This is a genomic window from Pseudomonas sp. Sample_24 (assembly GCF_004307605.1).
In the GTDB taxonomy this organism is placed as follows: Bacteria; Pseudomonadota; Gammaproteobacteria; order Pseudomonadales; family Pseudomonadaceae; genus Aquipseudomonas.
Window position 1 is genome coordinate 16,092 of record NZ_RCNW01000044.1, and the last position, 20,592, is coordinate 36,683.

Consider the following 20,592-nt stretch of genomic DNA (forward strand, 5'->3'; position numbering starts at 1 on the left):
CCATGATAGGAATCGATAGAAACACCGGCGCGGCGGTCGATGACTGGCCGCAGTTTGTACAGCGCGCGACCCGGGCGCTGACCACACCTCTGGGGACGCGGCAGAAACGTCCTTTGTATGGCTCTGCCGTCCCGCAGCTGTTGGGGCAAAACCTCGGCGATGACCTGCTGATCCTGGCCCAGAGCCACGCGGCCCAAGCGTTCTACAACAGCCAGAACGGCATTGGCGATTTCCAGCCGCAGGTCATTGTTGCCAGTCGACTGGGTGCCGGGTTGCTGCTGCGCTTCGCCGGCACCTGGAACAACCGAAACCAGACGTTCGAGGTGGTGACATGAGCATGTTGATACCGGGGCAGAACCAGTTGGCCGAACCTTCGATCGTCACGGTCGAAGCCTTCGAAGAGCTTCTGACCGAGTTCAAGACCTTCGTGCTCGAATACGTCGGCGCCCGCGCTCCCGACAGTGCGGTCAAACTCAAGCACAGCCTGGAAAACCAAAGCGAACTGCTGACCCTGGCCCTCGAAGCTTTTTGCGTGCGCCTGCAACTGCACGAACGCAAATACAACGCCCGCATCAAGCAGATGCTGGCGTGGTGGGCGACGGGCAGCAATCTCGATGCCCGTTTGGCGGATATGGGGCTGGAACGGCAGCTGCTGGACGCGGGTGACCCGGCGGCGTTCCCGCCGATTGCTCCGGAGTATGAAAGCGACGACGACGCTCGTCTGCGCTATTACCTGGCACCCCACGCCCCGGCCGCAGGCTCGCGCATGCAGTATCGCCGTGAGGTCTTCACACTTGGCGAGCGTCCGGTGGTGAAGGTGGAGGCTGCGGCAGCCGGGGAAGTGACGATCACTTACACCTTTGACCCAGACGGTTTTGCCGCGCAGGTCAAGGATGGCAACGGACGACGCACAGCCCCCGGCGAAGTGATGGTCACTGTGCTGTCACGGGAAGGTGATGGCACGCCAGCCGAAGCGTTGCTCGAAAATGTGCGTCAGCATTTCGCCCGGCCGGATGTCAGGCCGGAAACCGATCGGGTCACGGTGCAGGGCGCGCACATCAAGCGCTACAACATTCGCGTCGTCGTGCGGATCAATGCCGGCCCTGATTCGGGGCTGACGAAGCTCGCGGCGCAACAGCAGTTGCAAGCCTATGCCGACAGCTGTCATCGCCTCGAAGGGCGGGTCGATCCGAGCTGGATCGACTACACGTTGCACAGCGCCGGAGCGGTTCAACTTGAGATTCTCGAACCGCTCGAGCCCATTGTGGCGACGGCATTTGAAGCGCCTTACTGCACCGGCGTCGAGGTGGAGGTGCTCACGCTATGAGTGACTCACAACCGTATCCTTGCCTGTTACCCGCCAACAGCTCGGCGCTGGAAAGGGCTCTCGATATCGGGTTCGGCACCTTGCTTGATCGCATTGCGCCGCCGTTTCCCGAATTGATGAATCCAATAGCCACACCCTCGGCGTTCCTGCCCTATCTGGCGGCGGATCGTGGTGTCAGCGAGTGGAGTGCCACAGCGGCCGAAGCGGAAAAGCGCTTGACCGTTGAGCTGGCCTGGCCCACGGCGCGACAGGCCGGCACCCGTCTGGCGCTGGAAAACGCCGCCAAGGGTTTGCGCCTGACACCCGAGGTCCGGGCCTGGTACGAGCAAACACCCATTGGCCAGCCCTACAGCTTTTCCGTCAGGGCTTTCACTGAACAGCCCTACAGCGAAGAGATCGATGCACGTCTCGACCGCCGCCTGGCTGATGCCAAAAGCGAACGCGACACCTTGAAAGTCTCTGTCGGCTTGAGTGCCTTCGGCAGTCACTTCATAGGTGCAGCGACGGTATGTGGCGAACTGACCACGGTTTACCCAGTGGTCATCGAAGGGCTGGAAACATCGGGCGTGGCCTTCATGGCGGCCGGGCTCTACAGCGTCGAAACATCCACTATTTATCCTCAGGGGGCCTGAATGGCTGACTATTACACCCTGCTCACGAACGCAGGGATTGCCTACGAAACCGCCTGCAAGGCGGCAGGCGTGCCGATCAAGTTGTCGCAAATTTCGGTCGGTGACGGCGGCGGCGCGGTCTACAACCCGGCGGCCACCGCCACAGCGCTCAAGCGCGAAGTGTGGCGCGGGTCGCTTAACTCACTGTTCCAGGATGAGAAGAACCCGAGTTGGTTGCTGGCTGAAGTGACCATCCCGCCCGAGGACGGCGGCTGGTATGTGCGCGAAGCCGGGCTTTGGACCGATACCGGCATCCTGTACGCCATCGTCAAATACCCGGAATCGTTCAAACCGGTGCTGGCGACGTCCGGCTCGGGCAAAGAGTTCTACATCCGCTCGATTTTCGAGACCAGCAATGCGGCGCTGGTGACGTTGTTGATCGACGACACCGTGGTCAAGGCAACGCGGGCGTGGGTCACTGACTATGTTGCGGCGCAGTTGAGCAAACTTGACGCGAAACAGTCGGTACGAGTCGCCACAACGGCGAACATCATTCTGAGCGCTGCCCAAATGATCGATGGGGTTGCCGTTGTGGCGGGTGATCGAGTGCTGGTCAAAAACCAGACTCTGGCCAAGGACAATGGCTTATACGTCGTCGCCAATGGTGCCTGGTCGCGGGCAGGGGATTCCGACATCAGCGCTGAAGTGACTTCGGCTTTGCAAGTGTCCGTGGAGCAGGGAACAACTCAGGCGGACACTCGTTGGCAATTGGTGACCGATGGCGTGATTGATCTGGGCACGACGTCGTTGCTTTTTCAAAATGTCACTTTTGGGTTTGCACCGTTAGCGTCACCTGTATTTACAGGAAGCCCCTCTGCTCCGACGGTAGCGCGCTTCGATACCAGCTTAAAGTTGATGAACGGAGCGGCAGTAGCCAACCGTGGTCATCAGTTCTCCGGGTTTACTACGTTTTCAGGCGCGCTTGCCGGCGTTGTCGGGCATGTCGGTGGTGTTGTGCACTGTTCCGGAGCGACTCTCAACTCCTACAGCTTGCCTGACTCGACAGCTAATAGTATTCCGCCAGGAGCGACGGTCCGAGTGCAAAACTGGGGAGTGAATTTCCTTGCCCTCGCCATTCAGGGCGCTGACAAGATGCAGGAAAATATCGACGGATCATGGACAACCGTGACTCGATCGATTCCGCCCGATACCTTTGTTGATTGCTTATACATCGGCACTGGGCTGTGGTTGCTAACGGGGCCCGGCGTATCAGGGAGAACGCGATCATTTGGAGCTTTGTTCAATGATTTGGCGGGTTACCAAAAATTGCCGAGCGGATTGATCATTCAGGGAGGATTGGCTAGTAATGTCGGACAGGCGACTAATGGCCCGGGTCCCGGCCCGGTTCAAGATCTGGCATTTCCGGTGACTTTTCCAAACGCTGTCTTGTGGTGGTCGGCCAGCATGGGGTTTACAACCATGTCGACGACTTCGTCATTCGCTCCGGGCATGCTCCCTTTATCTACGTCCGTTTTCCGAGTTCAAAACAATTACACGGCGTCCGCTGGAATGATCCGCTGGATTGCTCTTGGATATTAAGGAGAAGCCAATGTTTTTTTGTGCGTTGTCGGGTGGTTTCTATGATCCTGCGATTAACGGTGAAAGTGGTGTACCTGCTGGGGCCGTAGCGATTACCAGTGATGAGCATTCAGCTTTGCTCAAAGGAAACTCGGAAGGTAAGCGCTTAGGAAGTGACGACCACGGTCGTCCAGTATTGCTCGATCCGTTGCCGATCTCGGACGAAGATCTGGCGATCAATGCCCGGGCTTGGCGTGATAGCGAATTGACCAGATCTGATCGAGTAATTGCTCGCCACCGTGACGAGTCGGAAGCGGGCGTGGAATCTACATTGACCGTCGAGCAATACTCCGAGCTGCAGGATTACCGTTTTTCTCTTCGCAATTGGCCAGATTCCTACGGATTTCCTCTGGTCGAGCACCGGCCGTCAATACCGGATTGGTTTGCAAGCGTGTCTCACTAAAACGCCCCTCTTGGGGCTTTTTTTCTACCAAAAAAGCCAACTAAACCCCGCCAGCCCCTTCCCAAAGGGGCTTTTTCGTTTATGGAGAAAAACAAATGGCAGAACGCCAAACCTACACCGTGCTCGTCCCATTCCCCACCGGAGGGGGGCATTGGTCGAGCGTCGGTCAGCAATTGCAATTACTCGACGTGGAGGCAGGTGCGTTGCGCAGTGCCGGTCGCCTGGAACTGAAAACCGAGGCTGCCGAGTCGGCCTCCCCATCCACTGCGGCCAAAAAAGCCGCTGCCAAGAAGGCTGAATAACCATGGCTGAGGTTTTGAACTTCGAGCACAACGGCATCACCGTCAATGCCACCGAATCCCCCGAGGCCATGGGTGGCCTGGGTGACAACGTTATCGGGCTGATCGGCACCGCGCCGAAGGCCGATCCGCTGATTCCACGCAATGCGCCGTTTCGCATCAACAGCTTCACCACCCAGGCGCTGCTGGACCCGACCGGCACCGAAGAAGGCACGCTGTATCACGCGGTGTTTCAGATCCTGAAAGTGGTCAAGGTACCGGTTTACGTGGTCATCGTCGAAGAGGGCGCGACCCCGGCGGACACACTGAACAACGTTATCGGCGGCATCGATCCGCTGACCGGGCGCAAGCTCGGCCTCGCAGCGTTGGGCGGTGTACCCGAGGACCTGACCATCATCGGTGCGCCGGGCTTCACCGGCACTAAAGCAGTGGCCGGCGAATTCGCCTCCTTCGGCAAACGCATCAAGGCCCGTGTAGTGCTCGACGGCAAGGACGCCGCGGTTGCCGATCAGGTGACCTACAGCCAGGAACTGGGCGGTGCGGAACTGGGTTTCGACCGCTGCCTGCTGGTGCACAACATGCCGTCGGTGTATTCCAAGGCCGCGAAGAAAAACGTCTTTCTGTCGCCGTCGAGCCTGGCCATCGCGGCCCTTGCCAAGGTCAAGCAATGGGAAAGCCCGGGCAACCAGGTGACCTTCGCCGAGGACGTTTCGCGGGTGGTGGAATACAACATCCTCGACAACTCCACCGAGGGCGATCTGCTCAACCGCTACGGCATCAGCTACTACGCCCGCACCGTCCTCGGCGGTTTCTCGCTGCTGGGTAACCGCTCGATCACGGGCAAGTTCATCAGCTATGTCGGCCTCGAAGATGCGATCAGCCGCAAGCTGGTCAAGGCCGGCCAGAAAGCCATGGCCAAGAACCTGACCAAGTCGTTCATGGACCAGGAGGTCAAGCGCATCAACGACTGGCTGCAAACTTTGGTCGCCGACGAAACCATTCCCGGCGGCAGCGTGTACCTGCACCCGGAACTGAACAGTGTCGAGAAGTACAAGAACGGCACCTGGTACGTGGTCATCGACTACGGCCGCTACGCGCCGAACGAGCACATGGTTTATCAACTCAATGCCCGCGATGAAATCATCGAGCAGTTCCTGGAGGACGTTCTCTAATGTTTACCAACCGCGTAAGACAGGCCATCGCGGCCACCCTGCAAGGTCTGCCGTTGTCGGCGACGGTCGAAGAGTTCACCCCGCCGAAGATCGAGTTCGAAATGGACGAGATGCGTGGCGGTCGTTTCATCGGCGAGGAAATGGCCAAGGGCGGCAAAGTCCTCGGCGCCTCGCTCAAGCTGCAAGGCATGGGCCCGGAAATCATGCTGGCACTGGGCGTGAAGCTGGGTGACGACATTCTCTTGAGCGTTCGTGAGGGCGGCCAGGACCAGGACGGGAATACCTGGTTCACCTATCACACGGTCGGCGGCAAGTTGAAGTCGCTGACTGAAACCGCGCTGAAGATGAACGAAAAACCCACCACCACGCTGGAGCTGTCCTGCCGCACCTACAACCGTCTGGAAAACGGCGTCCCGGTGATCGACATCGATGTACGCACGCAAAAGTTCGTGCTCAACGGCGTCGACATTCTCGGCGATGCACGCCGTGCGGTATTGCTGCCCTAACCCCCCAAGCCACCCACATAACCTGTAGGAGCGAGCCTGCTCGCGATGACGGCGTGCCAGTCGACACTGACATCGCCTGACACACCGCAATCGCCAGCAGGCTGGCTCCCACAAGGATTGTGGCCCTACGCGACATCCTGCCACGCATCAAAAAGGAATTTCCGACATGTCCTGGACACCTCCCACACACGAACTGTTGTCGCCGATTACCGGTGACGACGGATCGCACATCGAACAGATCCAGCTCAAACCACTCTACTACGCCGCCCAAAAAGAGGCGCTGGCCCGCGCCGGTGATGATGAGGACGATCAGTTCTTCGAGCTGGCGTTACTGGCCACCGGTTTGTCGGTCAAGGAGCTCGACCAGCTCAAACGTCCGGACTACCTCAGCATTGCGCAGTACGTGCACGAAATGTCGACACGCCCGGCCTCGTTCTTTCTGCAGCCGTTTGCGCCGGACGATCAGGGCATCGATCTGGACCAAGTGCAATTGCTGCAGCCGCTCGCAGTTGCTGGTCGCACGTTGACCGAGCTGACCCTGGAAATGCCGGTACTGCGTGCCACCAAAGCGATGAAAAAGCTCAAGACCGCCAAGGAGCGCGCCGAGTTCATCACCGCCCATTGCGCTGGCCTGATGCTTCCCGACCTGGCCCAGTTGACCGTGCCCGACTGGACGCAATTGCAGGTGCGCATCGACGATTTTTTAAACCAACCGGCGGCCTTCTTTCGGAACGCGACATCGAAGTGATCCTCGATGTGGTGCCGCTCATTTACCCGGTAAGTGAGTCGGAAATTCTGGAGTGGGACGTCGAAAAGGCGTTACGCCGCTACGACATAGCGATCACTCGCCTTGGCGTGAAACAGGAGTAGAGCGGCATGGCAGACAGCAAGTACTCGACGGTCGATGCGAAGCTGAACAGTTTCGAACTACCGACATTCAATATCGCCTCAGAATCCTTCGGGGTCATTGATTTCAAGGGGGCACTGGCACAGCTCGGCATGGCGCTGAGCACGGTCAGTCTCGACATTCGTTTGTTGACGACGGAGCAGGGCAAACTCGGTGAGGCGTTGGCGTCGCTGACGGCAGTATTGTCCACTCCTCGCTCGCAACTGAAAGCGTTTGCGGCGAGGCCGGATGCTCACCGTGAATCGCAGCCGACACTCAGCGCCGATATTGGTCCGCGCTCATCTTCTGATCCGCCACGGTTGGCGCTGGTAATCAACGAGCAAAACCACCCATGCAGCTGTGATCTGAAGTCGCTGATACACACGCCGGCAGAGCATCAAACCGCGTCGCCCATGGCGTTGCCTGGCAGGGACAAAAGCCTTGGCAAAACCCTGGAGACATCGCAAGCCGTCGAAGCTCCGAAGAACCGCGCACCCGCTTCTGCGGATGCGATGGATGCGAGTCTGGATCGACTGCGCGACACGGTGAATCGGGATTTATTCGGCTGGCTCAGCACCCAGATTGATAAGTTGAGCTCGTTGGCCGAAGAAAACCCCAAATTGGCGATTGTTGCGGCCGTGTTGTACCCCATCGCATCCAGGTTGGTGGAGGCGGTGATTGATGAAGCGTTCACTAATGTTGCTAAAAACATCCTGAAGCGTAGTGCGCCGCGCCAACCGGAAAAGCAGGCGCCTGAGGATGAGCGCGGTGGTGCTCAAGGCGATAAACCGTCTCTCGAGAAAAGCCGCAAGGGAAACATTCCAGAGCCCGGGGAGGGCGGTGGGGACAAGAAAAGGGAACAGAAGCCGCGCGGAAAAAAGAAGAGGTCGAGCCCTCTTAAGCAACCAGACTATTCCTGGGACTCCAGGAATTCAGTGGTACACAATGTCGAAGTGCAACCGCGCTCGACAAGCCCCGCAATGACCCAGGCCCAGAGCCTTGTAGCGCTCACTGGCTCCGCGCAGCCCATCCCTCTGCAAGGCAAAGTAGCAGCGGCCGGCTCCTTTCTTGCGAAGAGGGCACAACCCTTGCGGGTACTCGATGCCGGTGTCGGCATCGCACAGGGGCTTGCCCAAGGTGACACCAAAACGGTTGTCTCATCTGGCGGAACGCTGGCCGGTTCCTACGCCGGGGCCAGCGCGGGAGCGGCACTCGGAACGTTGATTTTTCCTGGTGTGGGCACGGCCATCGGCGGTTTGCTGGGAGGCTTTGCCGGTTCTGAACTCGGCTCAATGCTGGGCGAAAAGCTCGGCGCCCTGGTCGACCGCCTTGATGCTCCGGCACAGGTCAGCAAAGACCTGACCAACACTCGCGTGGACAATCAACCCATCACGTTCAACTCCACCATCCAGATCAATGGTCAGGACCAGACCAGCGCCAGGGAGCTGGCGAACCTGGTGGTGCAGACGACGCTGGGACAATTGGGTCAACTCATGCCGGTCAACGCATTGGCCACCCGACGTGACACGGCCCTGACAGATGGAGTGGCTTGATGAAGCAGCAGATGATCCTGGGAACTTTCATATTCGGCCTGTCCAGAAATTTTGCCTACAGCACCTTGCAGCGCAAATCGGACGGTGGCTGGGCAAACATCGACATCCTCACCAGCAAACCCAAGTCCAGCCAGACAGGCCAAGGTTTGCAAACGCTGATCATTGGCGGCAAGTCAATGTACGCCTTGGCGATGAACCGCCTCGATGAGTTGCGGGCCTTGCAAACCCTGCGGGTGCCGTTGCCGCTGGTTGATGGCATTGGTCGAAATTGGGGGTTGTGGCGAATCGACAACCTGACTGAGAACCAAAGCCTGGTGATCGATGACGGCACGGCGATGGTTATCGAGTGGACGGTCGAATTGGCGGAGTACACCAATGCGTAGAGTCAGAAGTATTGCCGGCGATTCAGTGAACCTGTTGCTGTATCGAGAAACCGGGCGCAGCGACGACATCGCAGAGGAGGCGCTCTGGCGCCTCAATCCGACATTGACCGAGCAAGCCGCGGTACTCCCGGCCGGTGTATGGGTGAGCCTGCCTGAACTGGAGCGTCAGCCGATGGTTGCAGCGCCGGTTTCAGCCTGGGATTAAGGAGGCGACATGACACCTGGATTCACCCCGGCTGTGGAAATCTACGGGGCCAACGCGGCCCTGCTCAACGAACGTTTGCTCAGCTGGCAGCACATCGATGCGGCCGGCATCGAGTCTGATCAATTGTCCCTGACCCTTGATCTGGAGGGCCTGCCAGGTCTGCCGAGCCTGGACGGAAAAATCGGCTTGCGGGTTGGTTATCGTGAGTCAGGGCTGGTCGACAAAGGCGAGTTTGTCATCACCCGGCGTACGCCGACCCTGTTTCCCTTGCGCCTGACGCTGGTGGCCACGGCTGCCCCCTTTAGCGCCAAAGACGAAAGCGGATTCAAACAGCGGCGTTCCACCAGTCACGGGCCGACCACCCTCGGCGAACTGTTTCGCGAGTTGACCTCGCGGCACGGTTTTTCTCCGAGGGTCGCTGCGGATCTGGCGCTGATCAGGATCGACCATATCGACCAGTCCAATGAAACCGACATGGGCTTCCTGACGCGTCTGGCCTGGATTCATGACGCAGTGGCCAAACCGGTCAACGAGCTGTACGTGCTGGCGCGGCGTGGTCAGGCGAAATCGCTGTCGGGCAAGGTCTTGCCGAACGTGCGATTGTCGGTGACGACAAATAATCACCCGGACGATCACAGCTTCATTTCCGCGACCCTCGATGAAACGGCGCGGGCGAAATACCAGGGCTGCAAAATGAGTTGGTGGGACACCGCCGCCGGCAAGGAGCGCGTTGTCAAAAGCGGCATCGCGCCCTTCAAGATCATGCGCCGACGTTGCCAGAATGCCGAAGAAGCCCAGGCCGCCTGCGAAGGTGAAGTGCGTCGGATGATGCGTGAGATGCTCAAGGTAACCATCCAATGTCCTGGCGATCCGGCTCTGTGTGCAGAAGGGTTGGTGGTACTGGATGACAGTTGGCCCGACTTCATGCGTGGGCGTTGGTCGATCGACAAAGTCACGGCCAGCGGCAGCCGCCAGAACAGCTATCGCTGCACCATTGCAGCGACGTGTCTGGGGCCAACGCAATAACACCAGGACACAATGCCGGGCTCACGTCCACTGGAGGGCGCTGTAACCTCGTCTGCGCCCCCAGGGTTAATTAAAAAAGTGCCTGCGGCCGATTCCAGTTCACGAACGTCATACATCAATCAAAGGAGCGAGCGATGTTTTGCACCGAGCAACAGTTACTCAAGATATACCCCAACGCTCGTTCTAAAGCGGGCGTTTTCATTGAAGTCCTCAACAGCGCCATGGCCCGGCATGCCATCAACACCCCCCTGCGGGTCGCCGCATTTCTAGCCCAGATCGGCCATGAATCGGGACAGTTGCAATACGTTCGGGAATTGGGTTCCGATCAATACCTGGGCAAGTACGACACTGGCGCGCTGGCTGCACGACTGGGCAACTCGCCTGAGCCTGATGGTGACGGCCAACACTATCGCGGACGAGGCCTGATCCAGATCACCGGTCGCAACAACTATCGCCAGTGCAGCCTCGGCCTGTTTGGCGATGAGCGTTTGCTGGCGACGCCTGAACTGCTGGAGCAGCCGCAATGGGCTGCGGAATCCGCCGCATGGTTCTGGGAGCGCAACGGCCTCAATGAACTGGCCGACCGCGACCAGTTCAACAGCATCACCCGGCGCATCAACGGTGGGCTGAATGGCCTGCAGGATCGCTTGCAGCTCTGGGCGCGGGCGAGGGCGGTGTTATGCCAGTCTTCGGTCTGATGCCCTGGCGCGTTATCGGCATTGTTGTGTTGGTCGGTAGTTCTGCGGCAATGGCCTGGAACTTTCAGGATTGGCGTTATGGCCGGCAACTGGCGGAGCAGGCTCGATCGAACAGCGAAACGCTGAATCAACTGACTCAGGCCAACGCCATCCAGCAACGTTTGGAGCATGACAAACGCCTGATCCTGGAACGGCAATTGTCAGCCAGCGAACAAAATCATTACCGAGTGTTGAGTGATGCCCAACGTAATCAGGCTCGCCTGCGCGATCGTCTTGCCACTGCTGATGTGCGGCTGTCAGTCCTCCTCGATGCCACTGACACGCCTTCAATCGGATCAGTGCCAGCCGCCCCCGGCCCCGGCGGCATGGTTCATGGCGCCATACGCGCCCGACTTGACCCGGCGCATGCTCAACGAATTATCGCCATCACCGACATCGGTGACCGTGGACTGATCGCCTTGCAGGCCTGTCAGGCGTATATCAGAACACTTACCCGCTAACACTTTCATCGGTCACGTAACTTGCAAGTGCGATGGGCTGGTGTACGGTTAGTCTCATTCCGCCCGATCAGGAGATGACCGTGAAAGCAATCACCCAACTGGCCGATGACCTTGGCAGGCAGTTGCAGCTTCTAAATGCCCATGTGTCCACCGCCGAGTCATGTACCGGTGGCGGGATCGCCGAGGCGATCACCCGGATTCCCGGCAGTTCGGCATGGTTCGAGGCTGGTTATGTCACCTACTCCAATCTGCAGAAGAACCTGCAATTGAACGTCCCGGTGGAGTTGTTCACTTCGGTGGGGGCGGTCAGTCGCGAGGTGGTCGAGGCGATGGCCAAAGGTGCGCAGGAAAAAAGCCGTGCGTTTTTTTCCGTGGCGGTCAGCGGCATTGCCGGGCCTGATGGTGGTTCGAAAAGCAAGCCGGTGGGCACGGTATGGTTGGCCTGGGGCGTTGGCGAACGGGTATTCAGTGAAGTGCAGCACTTTGCCGGTGACCGTGACGAGGTCCGCCGACAAACGGTAAAGGCCGCACTAGAGGGGCTGCTGCGCTACACCAAGGCAGAAATCTCAAATCAGGGGTAGGCGATCCGGAATCGCTGTGGAATAATACTGGCTACTTATACAGGTGTTGGCCGTCAGGCCTTATTGATTACGTGAGGACTTTAATGGACGACAACAAGAAGAAAGCCTTGGCTGCGGCCCTGGGTCAGATCGAACGTCAATTCGGCAAGGGTGCCGTAATGCGTATGGGCGATCAGGACCGTCAGGCGATCCCGGCCATCTCTACTGGCTCTCTGGGTCTGGACATCGCTCTCGGCATCGGCGGTCTGCCAAAAGGCCGTATTGTTGAAATCTACGGTCCTGAATCTTCCGGTAAAACCACGCTGACCTTGTCCGTGATCGCCCAGGCTCAAAAAGCCGGCGCGACCTGCGCATTCGTCGACGCCGAACACGCCCTCGACCCTGAGTACGCCGGCAAGCTGGGCGTCAACGTCGATGATCTGCTGGTTTCCCAACCAGACACCGGTGAGCAAGCCCTGGAAATCACCGACATGCTGGTGCGCTCCAACGCGGTTGACGTGATCATCGTTGACTCCGTGGCGGCACTGGTGCCGAAGGCTGAAATCGAAGGCGAAATGGGTGACATGCACGTTGGCCTGCAAGCCCGTCTGATGTCCCAGGCGCTGCGTAAAATCACCGGCAACATCAAGAACGCCAACTGCCTGGTGATCTTCATCAACCAGATCCGTATGAAAATCGGCGTGATGTTCGGCAGCCCGGAAACCACCACCGGTGGTAACGCACTGAAGTTCTACGCATCGGTACGTCTGGACATCCGTCGCACGGGTGCGGTGAAAGAAGGTGATGAAGTCGTCGGTAGTGAAACCCGCGTCAAGGTTGTGAAGAACAAAGTAGCTTCGCCGTTCCGTCAGGCCGAGTTCCAGATTCTTTACGGCAAGGGCATCTACCTCAACGGTGAGATGATCGACCTCGGCGTGCTGCACGGTTTCGTCGAGAAGTCCGGTGCCTGGTATGCCTATAACGGCACCAAGATCGGTCAGGGCAAAGCCAACTCGGCCAAGTACCTGGCGGATAACCCGGACGTCGCCGCAACGCTCGAGAAGCAACTGCGTGACAAGTTGCTGTCCCCGGCGTCGGTAGCGGACGCCAAGGCTTCTGCGGTCAAAGAGACCGAAGACGATCTGGCTGACGCTGATATCTGATTGATCCGATGACCGCCGTACTCGATACACTCGTCGCGGTGCGGCGAACCGCAATGGACCTGCTCGCACGACGCGAGCACGGTCGGGTTGAGCTGGCGCGTAAACTGCGCCAGCGCGGCGCCCTCCCTGAAATGATCGATACAGCGCTCGACCGGCTGACGGAAGAGGGTTTGTTATCCGAATCCCGTTACCTCGAGAGTTTTGTTTCCTACCGAGCCCGTTCCGGATATGGCCCTTTACGGATTCGTGAAGAATTGAGCCAGCGTGGTCTGCAACGCAGCGATATCGAACTGGCCTTGCGCGAAAGTGGCATCGATTGGCAGGAGCAACTGGCAGACACCTGGCGGCGCAAGTTCTCCGGGCAGTTACCGATCGACGCGCGGGAACGAGCCAAGCAGGGCAGGTTCCTGGCGTACAGGGGATTCTCCATGGAGATGATCAGCCGCTTGTTCAGCGGCCGAGGGACGGACGATTAACTGAAACGGCTCGCTATTTCGATAGCGGGCCGTTTTTTTTTGCATTACGTGATCTTGGACGGCGTTCGTGTGCGTTGTTGTGCCTGAGGTTGGGATTGTGCCCAGTTTTCCGGCAGGTTGATGTAGTCCACCAGCGCTCGCAACCGACCGTGATCACGTGCGTTGAAGGTGAAGGCCAGGCGCGCCAGGTGGCTGAACTGTACTTCGTCGTGTTCCTCGCCACTGTACGCATGCTGATGGAAGTGATCGCTCAGGCACAGATCAGCGAATGCCTTCTGCATATGTTCGAGGGCGCGCTCACTGAGCGTATGGTTCATGCGGATCACGAACTGATGCTTGAGCCAGCGACTGGAGTGGAAGTTGCTGTAGAACTGGTTGATGTGCTCCACGGCTTCCTCGGCGGTGTAGACCAGTTTCACCAGATTCATGTCGGTCGGCAGGATGTAACGGTTTTCCTCCAGTTGTTGCTGGATGAACTCCAGCGCTGCATGCCAGAACTTGCCGCCCGGCGCGTCCAGCAGTACCACGGGGACCAGCGGGCTTTTGCCGGTCTGGATCAGCGTCAACACTTCCAGCGCTTCATCCAGCGTGCCAAAACCACCTGGGCACAGGACAAGAGCGTCGGCTTCCTTGACGAAGAACAACTTGCGCGTGAAGAAAAAGTGGAAGGGCAGCAGGTTGGTTGTGCCCTGAACAGTGGGGTTGGCATGCTGTTCGAAGGGCAGGGTGATGTTGAATCCCAGGCTGTGTGCGAGGCCGGCGCCTTCGTGAGCGGCGGCCATGATGCCTCCACCTGCGCCGGTGATCACCATCATGTCCGAGCGCGCCAGGGTGGCACCGAGTTCCCGGGCGAGACCATATAGCGGGTGTTCGATGGGCGTGCGGGCAGAACCGAAGACCGTGACCTTGCGCCGGCCCTTGAACTGTTCCAGCACGCGAAAGGCTTGTTCCAGTTCGCGCAAGGCTTGCAGTGTGATCTTGGCATTCCAGCGATTGTGGTCTTCCTGGGCCATGCGCAGCACGGTCAGGATCATGTCGCGGTAGATTGGGATGTTCGGGCTGTTGGGGGAAACAAGGCTGAGTTGCTCTTCGACCTTGCTGATGAGATCGTGGCCGCTTTCTTCAAAATGACGGCTCAGGAGGTCATTCGGTTGGTAAGGCATTCAACTTCTCCTTCTGCACAGAGCCCACGGCGGCGACTACGCAATCGTCGATGCCACGACACTTCATGTGTCGCTGTCTGCCCCAGGCCCGTGCCTGGGCGATCCACTTGGCCCGAAAGTCACCGGGCCATCCAAACAGGCTCTGTTTGTCCCTTGGATGAAAGAAACGTTCGCACAACACAATACGTAACGGGCGGCCCCTTTTCCTGCCCTGACAAGTGAGTGTGGATAAGTAGAATCTAGACCTTCGCGGTGATTTTCGCTGCATTGATCATTGCGCCGCAAAGTCTTGCCTGGCAACCGCTTATTGATGATTTGCAAGGTGGTTTCACCGCTCGTCAGAACGCAAGCCAAGTGTCATGCACTCTGATTTACTAAGTTACAGGTGTGATACGACAACTTTGCGTCAACGGCAGGGCGCACGGTACAAGCAGTTAAAGGATTTTTCGCTCAACGCGAGTGAGGTGCAAGGAGGCGGGAAACCATGGCCAGAGTCATTCTGGAGATCGATACGCAGCTGTATCGATTGTTGAAATCATCGGCCGAGACCAATCATTTGAGTCTCGAGGAGGAGTGCTGCCGGCGTCTTGTAGGCACGGAGCGTCGATCACGTTACTTGCAGGCACTGCTGGCAGAGTTGCGCGCCGAAGATGAACAGCGACGCGCAAAGTCTCATTGATTACTTCTTCTTCGGCACCGCTTTCGGGCAATCCGATTCCTGGTAGCTGGCAGAACCCACCGCGCGGTTGGTCTTCACTTCGGTGAAGTCGTAACGCATCACTGCACCCTTGGCCATCAATTTACGGTAGGACGGGTTGTTGCAGACCGAGGCGCCCAGCTGGAAGTACACGGCTTTGGGATCGGCGCGCATCTTGTTGGCGTGGCTGCTTTGCACGCTCAGGTGGTTGATCAGGACATTGCCTTCGACGGTGTAGCCTTGATCGAGAATGTCTTCATTGATCGCCCGAGGAGTGCCGACGCTGCTTTGTGCGGCGACGTTGCGCAGTTCTCTGTTCAGATTCTGCTCGCTCAGGGATGCAGCCTGAGCGTTGAAGGTCGAAGCCAGCAGAATGGCAGCGGTGGGAACGATAAGGCGCAGCATGAAACTCTCCTGGGGCAGTGATGGGTGGTTTGACCCGTCACGTGACTGTGCGTTCAGTGGCGGCGAATTATAGGGGAGGCGGCCTGGACGGTACAGGCTTGCTCCTGTCGGTCTGGTAAACTGCCGGTACTTTTTGCCTTGCCGAGTGTTTTTCGTGTCGACTCCTCTTTCCCGCTGGCGTTGCCTGCCATGAGCCATGCCCCCAATGCAGTAGCCCGCCTGCGCGATCAGCGCGAAGACGAAGGCATCAAGCCGCTTCAGGCCCGTGGCTGGCGCGCAACCCGTTGCCGTGCCTGCCGCGTGATCGAGAGTCACTGCCTGTGCGCCTGGCGCCCGCAGGTCGAGACCCGCTCCGGTGTGTGCCTGATCATGACCAGCAAGGAAGTGTTCAAACCGAGCAATACCGGTTGGCTGATTGCCGACGTGGTGCGCGATAACCACGCGTTCATCTGGTCGCGTACTGAAACCGACCCACAGATGCTGGCGTTGTTGTCCGACCCGCAATGGCAGCCTTATCTGGTGTTTCCAGGGGAATATGTCGCACCCGAGCGCGTCACCCACAGCGTGGCGGTGGATGGCAGCAAGCGGCCGTTGTTCATTCTGTTGGACGCGACCTGGACCGAAGCCCGGAAGATTTTCCGCAAGAGCCCGTATTTCGACTCGCTGCCGATCCTCAGCCTGTTGCCCGAAAAACTGTCCCGTTATCAATTGCGCCGATCCACCCGCAGCGAGCACCTGTGCACCGCGGAAGTCGCGGCGTTGTGTCTCGATCTGGCGGGTGATGAGCAGGCGGCATCGGCACTGGAGGCTTATTTCGATGTGTTCAGCCAGCATTATCTCGATGCCAAGCGTCAGCTTGAAATGAACGTCGAAACGCCGGCACACGCCGAGTTGTTGCCGTTCGTGCAGAAAATCGCTGCAGGCGGGGATTGATTGTCGCTCATACTGCAAAAGACTGTAGTGGCCATGTAGCTTGACCACCCCGGTTTCGCTGGGCATGCTTGGCGCCGATCAGTGCGCGGCCGAAGTTTGATACGCCTATTCTGTGCCAACGAGAATAGTCATGTATCGGCGTTCAATGTGCCCCGGGTACCGCTCTCTGGCTGTACCTTGAGTTGCTGGAAAAACAGGATCATTTGAACAATGGCCACATACGAAATCCTGATTGCCGATGACCACCCACTTTTCCGTTCCGCCTTGCATCAAGCGTTGAGCCTTGGGCTTGGTCCCGATGTGCGTCTGGTGGAAGTGGCGAGCATTGCCGAACTGGAAACCCGCCTGACCGAAAAAGCCGATTGGGATCTGGTCCTGCTGGACCTCAACATGCCTGGGGCGTACGGTTTTTCAGGCTTGGTGCTGTTACGTGGCCAATACCCGCAGATTCCAGTGGTGATGGTTTCCGCTCAGGAAGAGGCGACAATCATGGTCAAGTCTCGTGAGTTCGGCGCCAGCGGGTTCATTCCCAAATCCAGTGACCTGAGCGTGATCCAGAAAGCCGTGCGTGCGGTGCTCGATGGCGATGTATTCTGGCCGCCGCAGGCATTCGAAGCCGTCAGCGTATCCGATGAGGCCAAGGCTGCCAGCGAAGGGCTTGCCAGCCTGACGCCGCAGCAGTTCCGGGTATTGACGATGGTTTGCGAAGGTTTGCTGAACAAACAGATCGCCTATGAACTGAGCGTTTCCGAGGCGACGATCAAGGCGCACGTGACGGCTATTTTCCGTAAGTTGAATGTGCGGACCCGGACTCAGGCAGCGTTGCTTCTGCAACAACTTGAGTCAATTTCGAGCCACTGAGGGTTGGCTTCTTCACGCTTTTTTGACTTTGGTTAATCTAGCTTTCCCACTCCTTTTTGGTCAGTTGCCTACTCTATGTCACCTTTCAAAGGCCAGACCGGCCTTAAACGTATTCTCAATGCCTCCGGCTATTCGCTGGACGGCCTGCGCGCAGCCTTCACCGGGGAAGCTGCGTTTCGGCAGTTGGTATTGCTCAATGTGATCCTGATCCCGCTGTCGTTCTTCCTGAACGTCAGCCGGGTCGAGCAAGCCTTGCTGATTGCCGTCTGTTTACTGGCACTGATCGTCGAGTTGCTCAACTCGGCGGTGGAAGCGGCCATCGACCGTATTTCCCTGGAGTTGCACCCGCTGTCGAAAAACGCCAAGGACATGGGCAGCGCCGCGCAATTGGTGGCGCTGACCATGATTGCGCTGGTGTGGGCCGTGATTCTGCTTTAAGCGATCGTGGGCAGTACGATCTCGTCGCTGCGCTGAACCCCTGCGGTGAAAGCGCGGCACAGATCGAGGAATTCGCGCATCGCCGATGTCTGGTATTTCTGTTTGTGCCAGATGAAGTAGAACTGTCGCGCCAGGTCCAGATCCGGTGTTTCCACCGCTACCAGGCTGCCGCGACGGAATGCGTCCCGTAGCGCCAATCGCGATATGCACCCAATCCCCAGGCCGGACTCCACTGCGCGCTTGATCGCTTCCGTATGCTCGAGCTCCAGGCGGATATTCAACGCGCTGCGGTGATGGCGCATGGCCTGATCAAATGTCAGGCGCGTGCCTGAACCTTGCTCACGCAGAATCCAGGCTTCGTGGCTCAGTTCATCCATGCTTGCCGTGCCGCGTTTGGCCAAAGGATGTTGCGGCGCGCAGAACACCACCAATTCATCTTCGACCCAGCTCTGCACTTCGATGTCCGGGTGGCTGCAATCGCCTTCAATCAGACCCAGGTCAATTTCATAGTGGGCTACTTGTTGCACGATATTGGCAGTGTTCTGCACGTGCAGCTTCACCTGGCTTTCCGGGTGGCGCTGCATGAAGCTGCCAATCAGCAGGGTAGCCAGGTAGTTGCCGATGGTCAGGGTTGCGCCTACCGCCAATGAGCCGAAACCGGACTTGCCGTTGAGCAGGTCTTCGATTTCCTTGGCCTGATCAAGCAGCGCTACCGCTTGCGGCAACAACTGCTTGCCAAGGGCGTTGAGGCTCAGGCGTTTGCCGGCACGGTCGAACAACTGGCAGCTGCACTGACGTTCCAGTTCGGTGATTGAGGTGCTTGCCGCCGACTGCGAGAGGTTGAGCAGGCCCGCAGCACGGGATACGCTTTCCTGCTGGGCGACAGCGACGAAGACTTGAAGTTGACGGAGAGTAAATCGCATATCGATATAACCGATAACCCTTATCTTAATAATCCAGTTAACAGATATTGTCGTCGCTATTAGAATGCGATGCAATTGCGCACCCCGGCTCTGTTCATGCAAGAGCGAGCGCAGACCAATCTCCAGGAGTCCCACGTACATGAGCAACATGAACCACGAGCGTGTCCTCAGTGTTCATCACTGGAACGACACTCTGTTCAGCTTCAAGTGCACCCGTGATCCGGGCCTGCGCTTCGAGAACGGTCAGTTCGTGATGATCGGCCTGCAACAGCCCAACGGCCGCCCGCTTATGCGCGCTTACTCGATCGCCAGCCCGAACTGGGAAGAGCATCTCGAGTTCTTCAGCATCAAGGTGCCAGATGGTCCGCTGACTTCCCAGTTGCAGCATTTGAAGGAAGGCGACGAGATCATCATCAGCAAGAAGCCTACCGGCACGCTGGTGCTGGATGACCTCAAGCCTGGCAAACATTTGTACTTGCTCAGCACCGGTACCGGTCTGGCGCCGTTCATGAGCGTCATCCAGGACCCGGAAACCTACGAGCGTTTCGAAAAAGTGATCCTGTGCCACGGCGTACGTTACGTCAACGAAGTCGCCTACCGCGAGTTCATCACCGAGCACCTGCCGCAGAACGAGTTCTTCGGCGATGCGCTGCGTGACAAGTTGATCTACTACCCGACCGTGACCCGCGAACCGTTCGAGAACGAAGGTCGCCTGACCGACTTGATGCGCAGCGGCAAGCTGTTCAGCGACATCGGTCTGCCGCCGATCAACCCGCAGGACGACCGCGCCATGCTGTGCGGTAGCCCGAGCATGCTCGACGAGACCAGCGAAGTGTTGAACAGCTTCGGCCTGAAAGTTTCGCCGCGGATGCGCGAGCCGGGTGATTACCTGATCGAGCGTGCATTCGTCGAGAAGTGACCGCAGGTCACGTGTAGGAGCCGGCTTGCTGGCGATAGCGCCTTTAAGATCGCCATCGCCAGCAAGCCGACTCCTACAATAGATTCGCAGCGCATCCAAAAAGCCCGCATGACCCCGGACGGTCATGCGGGCTTTTTCGTTTCCGGCGTTCAGGCTTTCGCGGGAATGACTTCGAGAACGCGGATCAGGTCAGGGGTCGGGTAATGCCAACGCACATCCACATCCCAGAACTGCGCGCCGTATTCCCGTTCCGGCGCAGGTGTCTGATAGGCCGGGCGTGGATCCTGCGCCAGGCATTGCTCGATCAGCTCGACCAAAGGCTCTGCAAGGCGCTGGGCGTGGCCATTAGCCTGGTGCAGCGCAGCAGCCGTCCACTCTACGGCAATCAACTGCGGCGCGGCGCTGGCGATGTTGTTGGCGGCGCTGTCGATGATATCGGCGTAGGGCACGTAAGGTTTGATGTCGAGAACCGGCGTGCCGTCGAGCAAATCGATACCGGAAATCCACAACCGACCGGCTTCAACCTTGTCCAGTTTGACCACTGACTGGCCAATGCCATTGGGGCGATGGGTGGCGCGGGTGGCAAACACGCCCATCGATTTGTTGCCACCGAGGCGGGGAGGGCGGACCTTCAGGCGCGGCTTTTCTTCCAGTGCCTGATGGAACATGAACAGCAGCCAGACATGGCTGACCTGTTCAAGGCCCTGCACGGCATCACCCTGATCGAAAGGCGCCACCAGTTCCAGCACGCCGCGAGCGGCCGGAGCCAGTTGCGGTTGACGCGGAATGGCAAACTTCTCCTTGAAGCAGGAGCGCACGAAGCCGATGGGGGAAACGCTGTAGGTCA

General features: G+C 58.5%; 27 protein-coding genes. 23 read left to right on the forward strand and 4 right to left on the reverse strand.

Annotated features, from left to right (window positions below):
* Positions 1-2: 2 nt before the first annotated feature.
* From D8V06_RS02175 to recX, 18 genes are all read left to right on the forward strand, one after another.
* Entirely contained in the window at positions 3-335 is a 333-nt protein-coding gene (locus tag D8V06_RS02175) for a phage baseplate protein (protein WP_130930348.1), read from the forward strand.
* On the forward strand, positions 332-1,327 hold the full coding sequence (locus D8V06_RS02180) for a baseplate J/gp47 family protein (RefSeq protein WP_130930349.1): 996 nt from the start codon (positions 332-334) through the stop codon (positions 1,325-1,327). Before D8V06_RS02175 ends, D8V06_RS02180 begins: the two co-directional genes overlap by 4 nt.
* Entirely contained in the window at positions 1,324-1,959 is a 636-nt protein-coding gene (locus tag D8V06_RS02185) for a phage tail protein I (protein WP_130930350.1), read from the forward strand. The genes D8V06_RS02180 and D8V06_RS02185 overlap by 4 nt, the downstream gene beginning before the upstream one ends.
* Positions 1,960-3,537: a phage tail protein gene (locus tag D8V06_RS02190; RefSeq protein ID WP_130930351.1), complete on the forward strand. Its 1,578-nt coding sequence runs from the start codon at positions 1,960-1,962 to the stop codon at positions 3,535-3,537.
* Positions 3,527-3,979, forward strand: coding sequence for a phage tail assembly chaperone (locus D8V06_RS02195; RefSeq protein ID WP_241667756.1), 453 nt, complete (start codon positions 3,527-3,529; stop codon positions 3,977-3,979). Before D8V06_RS02190 ends, D8V06_RS02195 begins: the two co-directional genes overlap by 11 nt.
* 95 nt (positions 3,980-4,074) lie before the next feature.
* Positions 4,075-4,281, forward strand: a complete 207-nt coding sequence (locus tag D8V06_RS02200; protein WP_130930352.1) for a hypothetical protein — start codon at positions 4,075-4,077, stop codon at positions 4,279-4,281.
* Positions 4,282-4,283: 2 nt separating this feature from the next.
* Positions 4,284-5,450 (forward strand): phage tail protein, encoded by a 1,167-nt coding sequence (locus D8V06_RS02205; protein ID WP_130930353.1) that lies wholly within the window; start codon positions 4,284-4,286, stop codon positions 5,448-5,450.
* Positions 5,450-5,956: a phage major tail tube protein gene (locus D8V06_RS02210; RefSeq protein WP_130930354.1), complete on the forward strand. Its 507-nt coding sequence runs from the start codon at positions 5,450-5,452 to the stop codon at positions 5,954-5,956. Before D8V06_RS02205 ends, D8V06_RS02210 begins: the two co-directional genes overlap by 1 nt.
* A gap of 166 nt (positions 5,957-6,122) precedes the next feature.
* Entirely contained in the window at positions 6,123-6,704 is a 582-nt protein-coding gene (locus tag D8V06_RS02215; RefSeq protein WP_130930355.1) for a phage tail assembly protein, read from the forward strand.
* A 128-nt stretch (positions 6,705-6,832) separates the two neighbouring features.
* The gene (locus D8V06_RS02220) at positions 6,833-8,395 is read left to right on the forward strand and encodes a glycine zipper domain-containing protein (protein ID WP_130930356.1); all 1,563 of its coding nucleotides are present in this window, start codon (positions 6,833-6,835) and stop codon (positions 8,393-8,395) included.
* A complete protein-coding gene (locus tag D8V06_RS02225; protein WP_130930357.1) occupies positions 8,395-8,778 on the forward strand; it encodes a phage tail protein in 384 nt (127 codons plus the stop codon). The genes D8V06_RS02220 and D8V06_RS02225 overlap by 1 nt, the downstream gene beginning before the upstream one ends.
* On the forward strand, positions 8,771-8,983 hold the full coding sequence (locus D8V06_RS02230; protein ID WP_130930358.1) for a tail protein X: 213 nt from the start codon (positions 8,771-8,773) through the stop codon (positions 8,981-8,983). The genes D8V06_RS02225 and D8V06_RS02230 overlap by 8 nt, the downstream gene beginning before the upstream one ends.
* A 9-nt stretch (positions 8,984-8,992) precedes the next feature.
* Positions 8,993-10,009: a phage late control D family protein gene (locus tag D8V06_RS02235; protein ID WP_130930359.1), complete on the forward strand. Its 1,017-nt coding sequence runs from the start codon at positions 8,993-8,995 to the stop codon at positions 10,007-10,009.
* A gap of 134 nt (positions 10,010-10,143) precedes the next feature.
* A complete protein-coding gene (locus D8V06_RS02240) occupies positions 10,144-10,707 on the forward strand; it encodes a glycoside hydrolase family 19 protein (RefSeq protein ID WP_130930360.1) in 564 nt (187 codons plus the stop codon).
* A complete protein-coding gene (locus tag D8V06_RS02245; protein ID WP_130930361.1) occupies positions 10,689-11,207 on the forward strand; it encodes a lysis system i-spanin subunit Rz in 519 nt (172 codons plus the stop codon). The genes D8V06_RS02240 and D8V06_RS02245 overlap by 19 nt, the downstream gene beginning before the upstream one ends.
* Before the next feature lie 80 nt (positions 11,208-11,287).
* Positions 11,288-11,788 (forward strand): CinA family protein, encoded by a 501-nt coding sequence (locus D8V06_RS02250; protein ID WP_130906365.1) that lies wholly within the window; start codon positions 11,288-11,290, stop codon positions 11,786-11,788.
* 83 nt (positions 11,789-11,871) lie between these two features.
* Entirely contained in the window at positions 11,872-12,930 is a 1,059-nt protein-coding gene (recA, locus tag D8V06_RS02255; protein ID WP_056856170.1) for a recombinase RecA, read from the forward strand.
* 8 nt (positions 12,931-12,938) lie between these two features.
* Complete coding sequence (gene recX, locus D8V06_RS02260) at positions 12,939-13,406, forward strand: recombination regulator RecX (RefSeq protein ID WP_130930362.1); 468 nt, start codon at positions 12,939-12,941, stop codon at positions 13,404-13,406.
* A 44-nt stretch (positions 13,407-13,450) separates the two neighbouring features.
* Here recX and D8V06_RS02265 read toward each other — a convergent pair whose 3' ends face one another.
* Positions 13,451-14,569, reverse strand: a complete 1,119-nt coding sequence (locus tag D8V06_RS02265) for a TIGR00730 family Rossman fold protein (protein ID WP_130906363.1) — start codon at positions 14,567-14,569, stop codon at positions 13,451-13,453.
* 484 nt (positions 14,570-15,053) lie between these two features.
* Here D8V06_RS02265 and D8V06_RS02270 point away from each other — a divergent pair, with 484 nt between their 5' ends.
* Positions 15,054-15,248, forward strand: coding sequence for a hypothetical protein (locus D8V06_RS02270; RefSeq protein WP_056856167.1), 195 nt, complete (start codon positions 15,054-15,056; stop codon positions 15,246-15,248).
* Here D8V06_RS02270 and D8V06_RS02275 read toward each other — a convergent pair whose 3' ends face one another.
* Complete coding sequence (locus D8V06_RS02275; protein WP_056856166.1) at positions 15,249-15,671, reverse strand: PA3611 family quorum-sensing-regulated virulence factor; 423 nt, start codon at positions 15,669-15,671, stop codon at positions 15,249-15,251.
* A 189-nt stretch (positions 15,672-15,860) separates the two neighbouring features.
* On the opposite strand from D8V06_RS02275, the gene D8V06_RS02280 reads away from it, so the two are divergent.
* From D8V06_RS02280 to D8V06_RS02290, 3 genes are all read left to right on the forward strand, one after another.
* On the forward strand, positions 15,861-16,604 hold the full coding sequence (locus D8V06_RS02280; RefSeq protein ID WP_130930363.1) for a tRNA-uridine aminocarboxypropyltransferase: 744 nt from the start codon (positions 15,861-15,863) through the stop codon (positions 16,602-16,604).
* Positions 16,605-16,814: 210 nt separating this feature from the next.
* Positions 16,815-17,465: a response regulator transcription factor ErdR gene (erdR, locus tag D8V06_RS02285; RefSeq protein ID WP_056856164.1), complete on the forward strand. Its 651-nt coding sequence runs from the start codon at positions 16,815-16,817 to the stop codon at positions 17,463-17,465.
* Positions 17,466-17,540: 75 nt separating this feature from the next.
* Positions 17,541-17,903 (forward strand): diacylglycerol kinase, encoded by a 363-nt coding sequence (locus tag D8V06_RS02290; protein WP_008060649.1) that lies wholly within the window; start codon positions 17,541-17,543, stop codon positions 17,901-17,903.
* Here D8V06_RS02290 and D8V06_RS02295 read toward each other — a convergent pair.
* Positions 17,900-18,826 carry a LysR family transcriptional regulator gene (locus D8V06_RS02295; RefSeq protein ID WP_056856163.1) on the reverse strand — a complete coding sequence of 309 codons (927 nt, stop codon included), beginning with the start codon at positions 18,824-18,826 and terminating at the stop codon, positions 17,900-17,902. The two genes, D8V06_RS02290 and D8V06_RS02295, sit on opposite strands and share 4 nt — an antisense overlap.
* A 139-nt stretch (positions 18,827-18,965) precedes the next feature.
* Between D8V06_RS02295 and fpr the strand changes: the two genes are divergently transcribed.
* The gene (gene fpr / locus D8V06_RS02300; protein WP_008054100.1) at positions 18,966-19,745 is read left to right on the forward strand and encodes a ferredoxin-NADP reductase; all 780 of its coding nucleotides are present in this window, start codon (positions 18,966-18,968) and stop codon (positions 19,743-19,745) included.
* Positions 19,746-19,894: 149 nt separating this feature from the next.
* Here the strand turns inward: fpr and tsaA are convergent.
* Positions 19,895-20,592, reverse strand: a 698-nt coding sequence (gene tsaA / locus D8V06_RS02305; RefSeq protein WP_130930364.1) for a tRNA (N6-threonylcarbamoyladenosine(37)-N6)-methyltransferase TrmO, incomplete at its 5' end; no start/stop codon positions are given.

Excerpts from the sequence above, each read along its gene's own strand:
- D8V06_RS02215 (WP_130930355.1), top strand. The coding sequence starts at position 6,123 with ATGTCCTGGACACCTCCCACACACGAACTGTTGTCGCCGATTACCGGT.
- D8V06_RS02210 (WP_130930354.1), top strand. The coding sequence starts at position 5,450 with ATGTTTACCAACCGCGTAAGACAGGCCATCGCGGCCACCCTGCAAGGT.
- D8V06_RS02290 (WP_008060649.1), top strand. The coding sequence starts at position 17,541 with ATGTCACCTTTCAAAGGCCAGACCGGCCTTAAACGTATTCTCAATGCC.
- D8V06_RS02270 (WP_056856167.1), top strand. The coding sequence starts at position 15,054 with ATGGCCAGAGTCATTCTGGAGATCGATACGCAGCTGTATCGATTGTTG.
- recA (WP_056856170.1), top strand. The coding sequence starts at position 11,872 with ATGGACGACAACAAGAAGAAAGCCTTGGCTGCGGCCCTGGGTCAGATC.
- fpr (WP_008054100.1), top strand. The coding sequence starts at position 18,966 with ATGAGCAACATGAACCACGAGCGTGTCCTCAGTGTTCATCACTGGAAC.
- D8V06_RS02230 (WP_130930358.1), top strand. The coding sequence starts at position 8,771 with ATGCGTAGAGTCAGAAGTATTGCCGGCGATTCAGTGAACCTGTTGCTG.
- D8V06_RS02185 (WP_130930350.1), top strand. The coding sequence starts at position 1,324 with ATGAGTGACTCACAACCGTATCCTTGCCTGTTACCCGCCAACAGCTCG.
- D8V06_RS02280 (WP_130930363.1), top strand. The coding sequence starts at position 15,861 with ATGAGCCATGCCCCCAATGCAGTAGCCCGCCTGCGCGATCAGCGCGAA.
- D8V06_RS02265 (WP_130906363.1), bottom strand. The coding sequence starts at position 14,569 with ATGCCTTACCAACCGAATGACCTCCTGAGCCGTCATTTTGAAGAAAGC.
- D8V06_RS02235 (WP_130930359.1), top strand. The coding sequence starts at position 8,993 with ATGACACCTGGATTCACCCCGGCTGTGGAAATCTACGGGGCCAACGCG.
- D8V06_RS02275 (WP_056856166.1), bottom strand. The coding sequence starts at position 15,671 with ATGCTGCGCCTTATCGTTCCCACCGCTGCCATTCTGCTGGCTTCGACC.
- D8V06_RS02220 (WP_130930356.1), top strand. The coding sequence starts at position 6,833 with ATGGCAGACAGCAAGTACTCGACGGTCGATGCGAAGCTGAACAGTTTC.
- recX (WP_130930362.1), top strand. The coding sequence starts at position 12,939 with ATGACCGCCGTACTCGATACACTCGTCGCGGTGCGGCGAACCGCAATG.
- D8V06_RS02245 (WP_130930361.1), top strand. The coding sequence starts at position 10,689 with ATGCCAGTCTTCGGTCTGATGCCCTGGCGCGTTATCGGCATTGTTGTG.
- D8V06_RS02200 (WP_130930352.1), top strand. The coding sequence starts at position 4,075 with ATGGCAGAACGCCAAACCTACACCGTGCTCGTCCCATTCCCCACCGGA.
- D8V06_RS02175 (WP_130930348.1), top strand. The coding sequence starts at position 3 with ATGATAGGAATCGATAGAAACACCGGCGCGGCGGTCGATGACTGGCCG.
- D8V06_RS02180 (WP_130930349.1), top strand. The coding sequence starts at position 332 with ATGAGCATGTTGATACCGGGGCAGAACCAGTTGGCCGAACCTTCGATC.
- D8V06_RS02240 (WP_130930360.1), top strand. The coding sequence starts at position 10,144 with ATGTTTTGCACCGAGCAACAGTTACTCAAGATATACCCCAACGCTCGT.
- erdR (WP_056856164.1), top strand. The coding sequence starts at position 16,815 with ATGGCCACATACGAAATCCTGATTGCCGATGACCACCCACTTTTCCGT.
- D8V06_RS02295 (WP_056856163.1), bottom strand. The coding sequence starts at position 18,826 with ATGCGATTTACTCTCCGTCAACTTCAAGTCTTCGTCGCTGTCGCCCAG.
- D8V06_RS02225 (WP_130930357.1), top strand. The coding sequence starts at position 8,395 with ATGAAGCAGCAGATGATCCTGGGAACTTTCATATTCGGCCTGTCCAGA.
- D8V06_RS02205 (WP_130930353.1), top strand. The coding sequence starts at position 4,284 with ATGGCTGAGGTTTTGAACTTCGAGCACAACGGCATCACCGTCAATGCC.
- D8V06_RS02190 (WP_130930351.1), top strand. The coding sequence starts at position 1,960 with ATGGCTGACTATTACACCCTGCTCACGAACGCAGGGATTGCCTACGAA.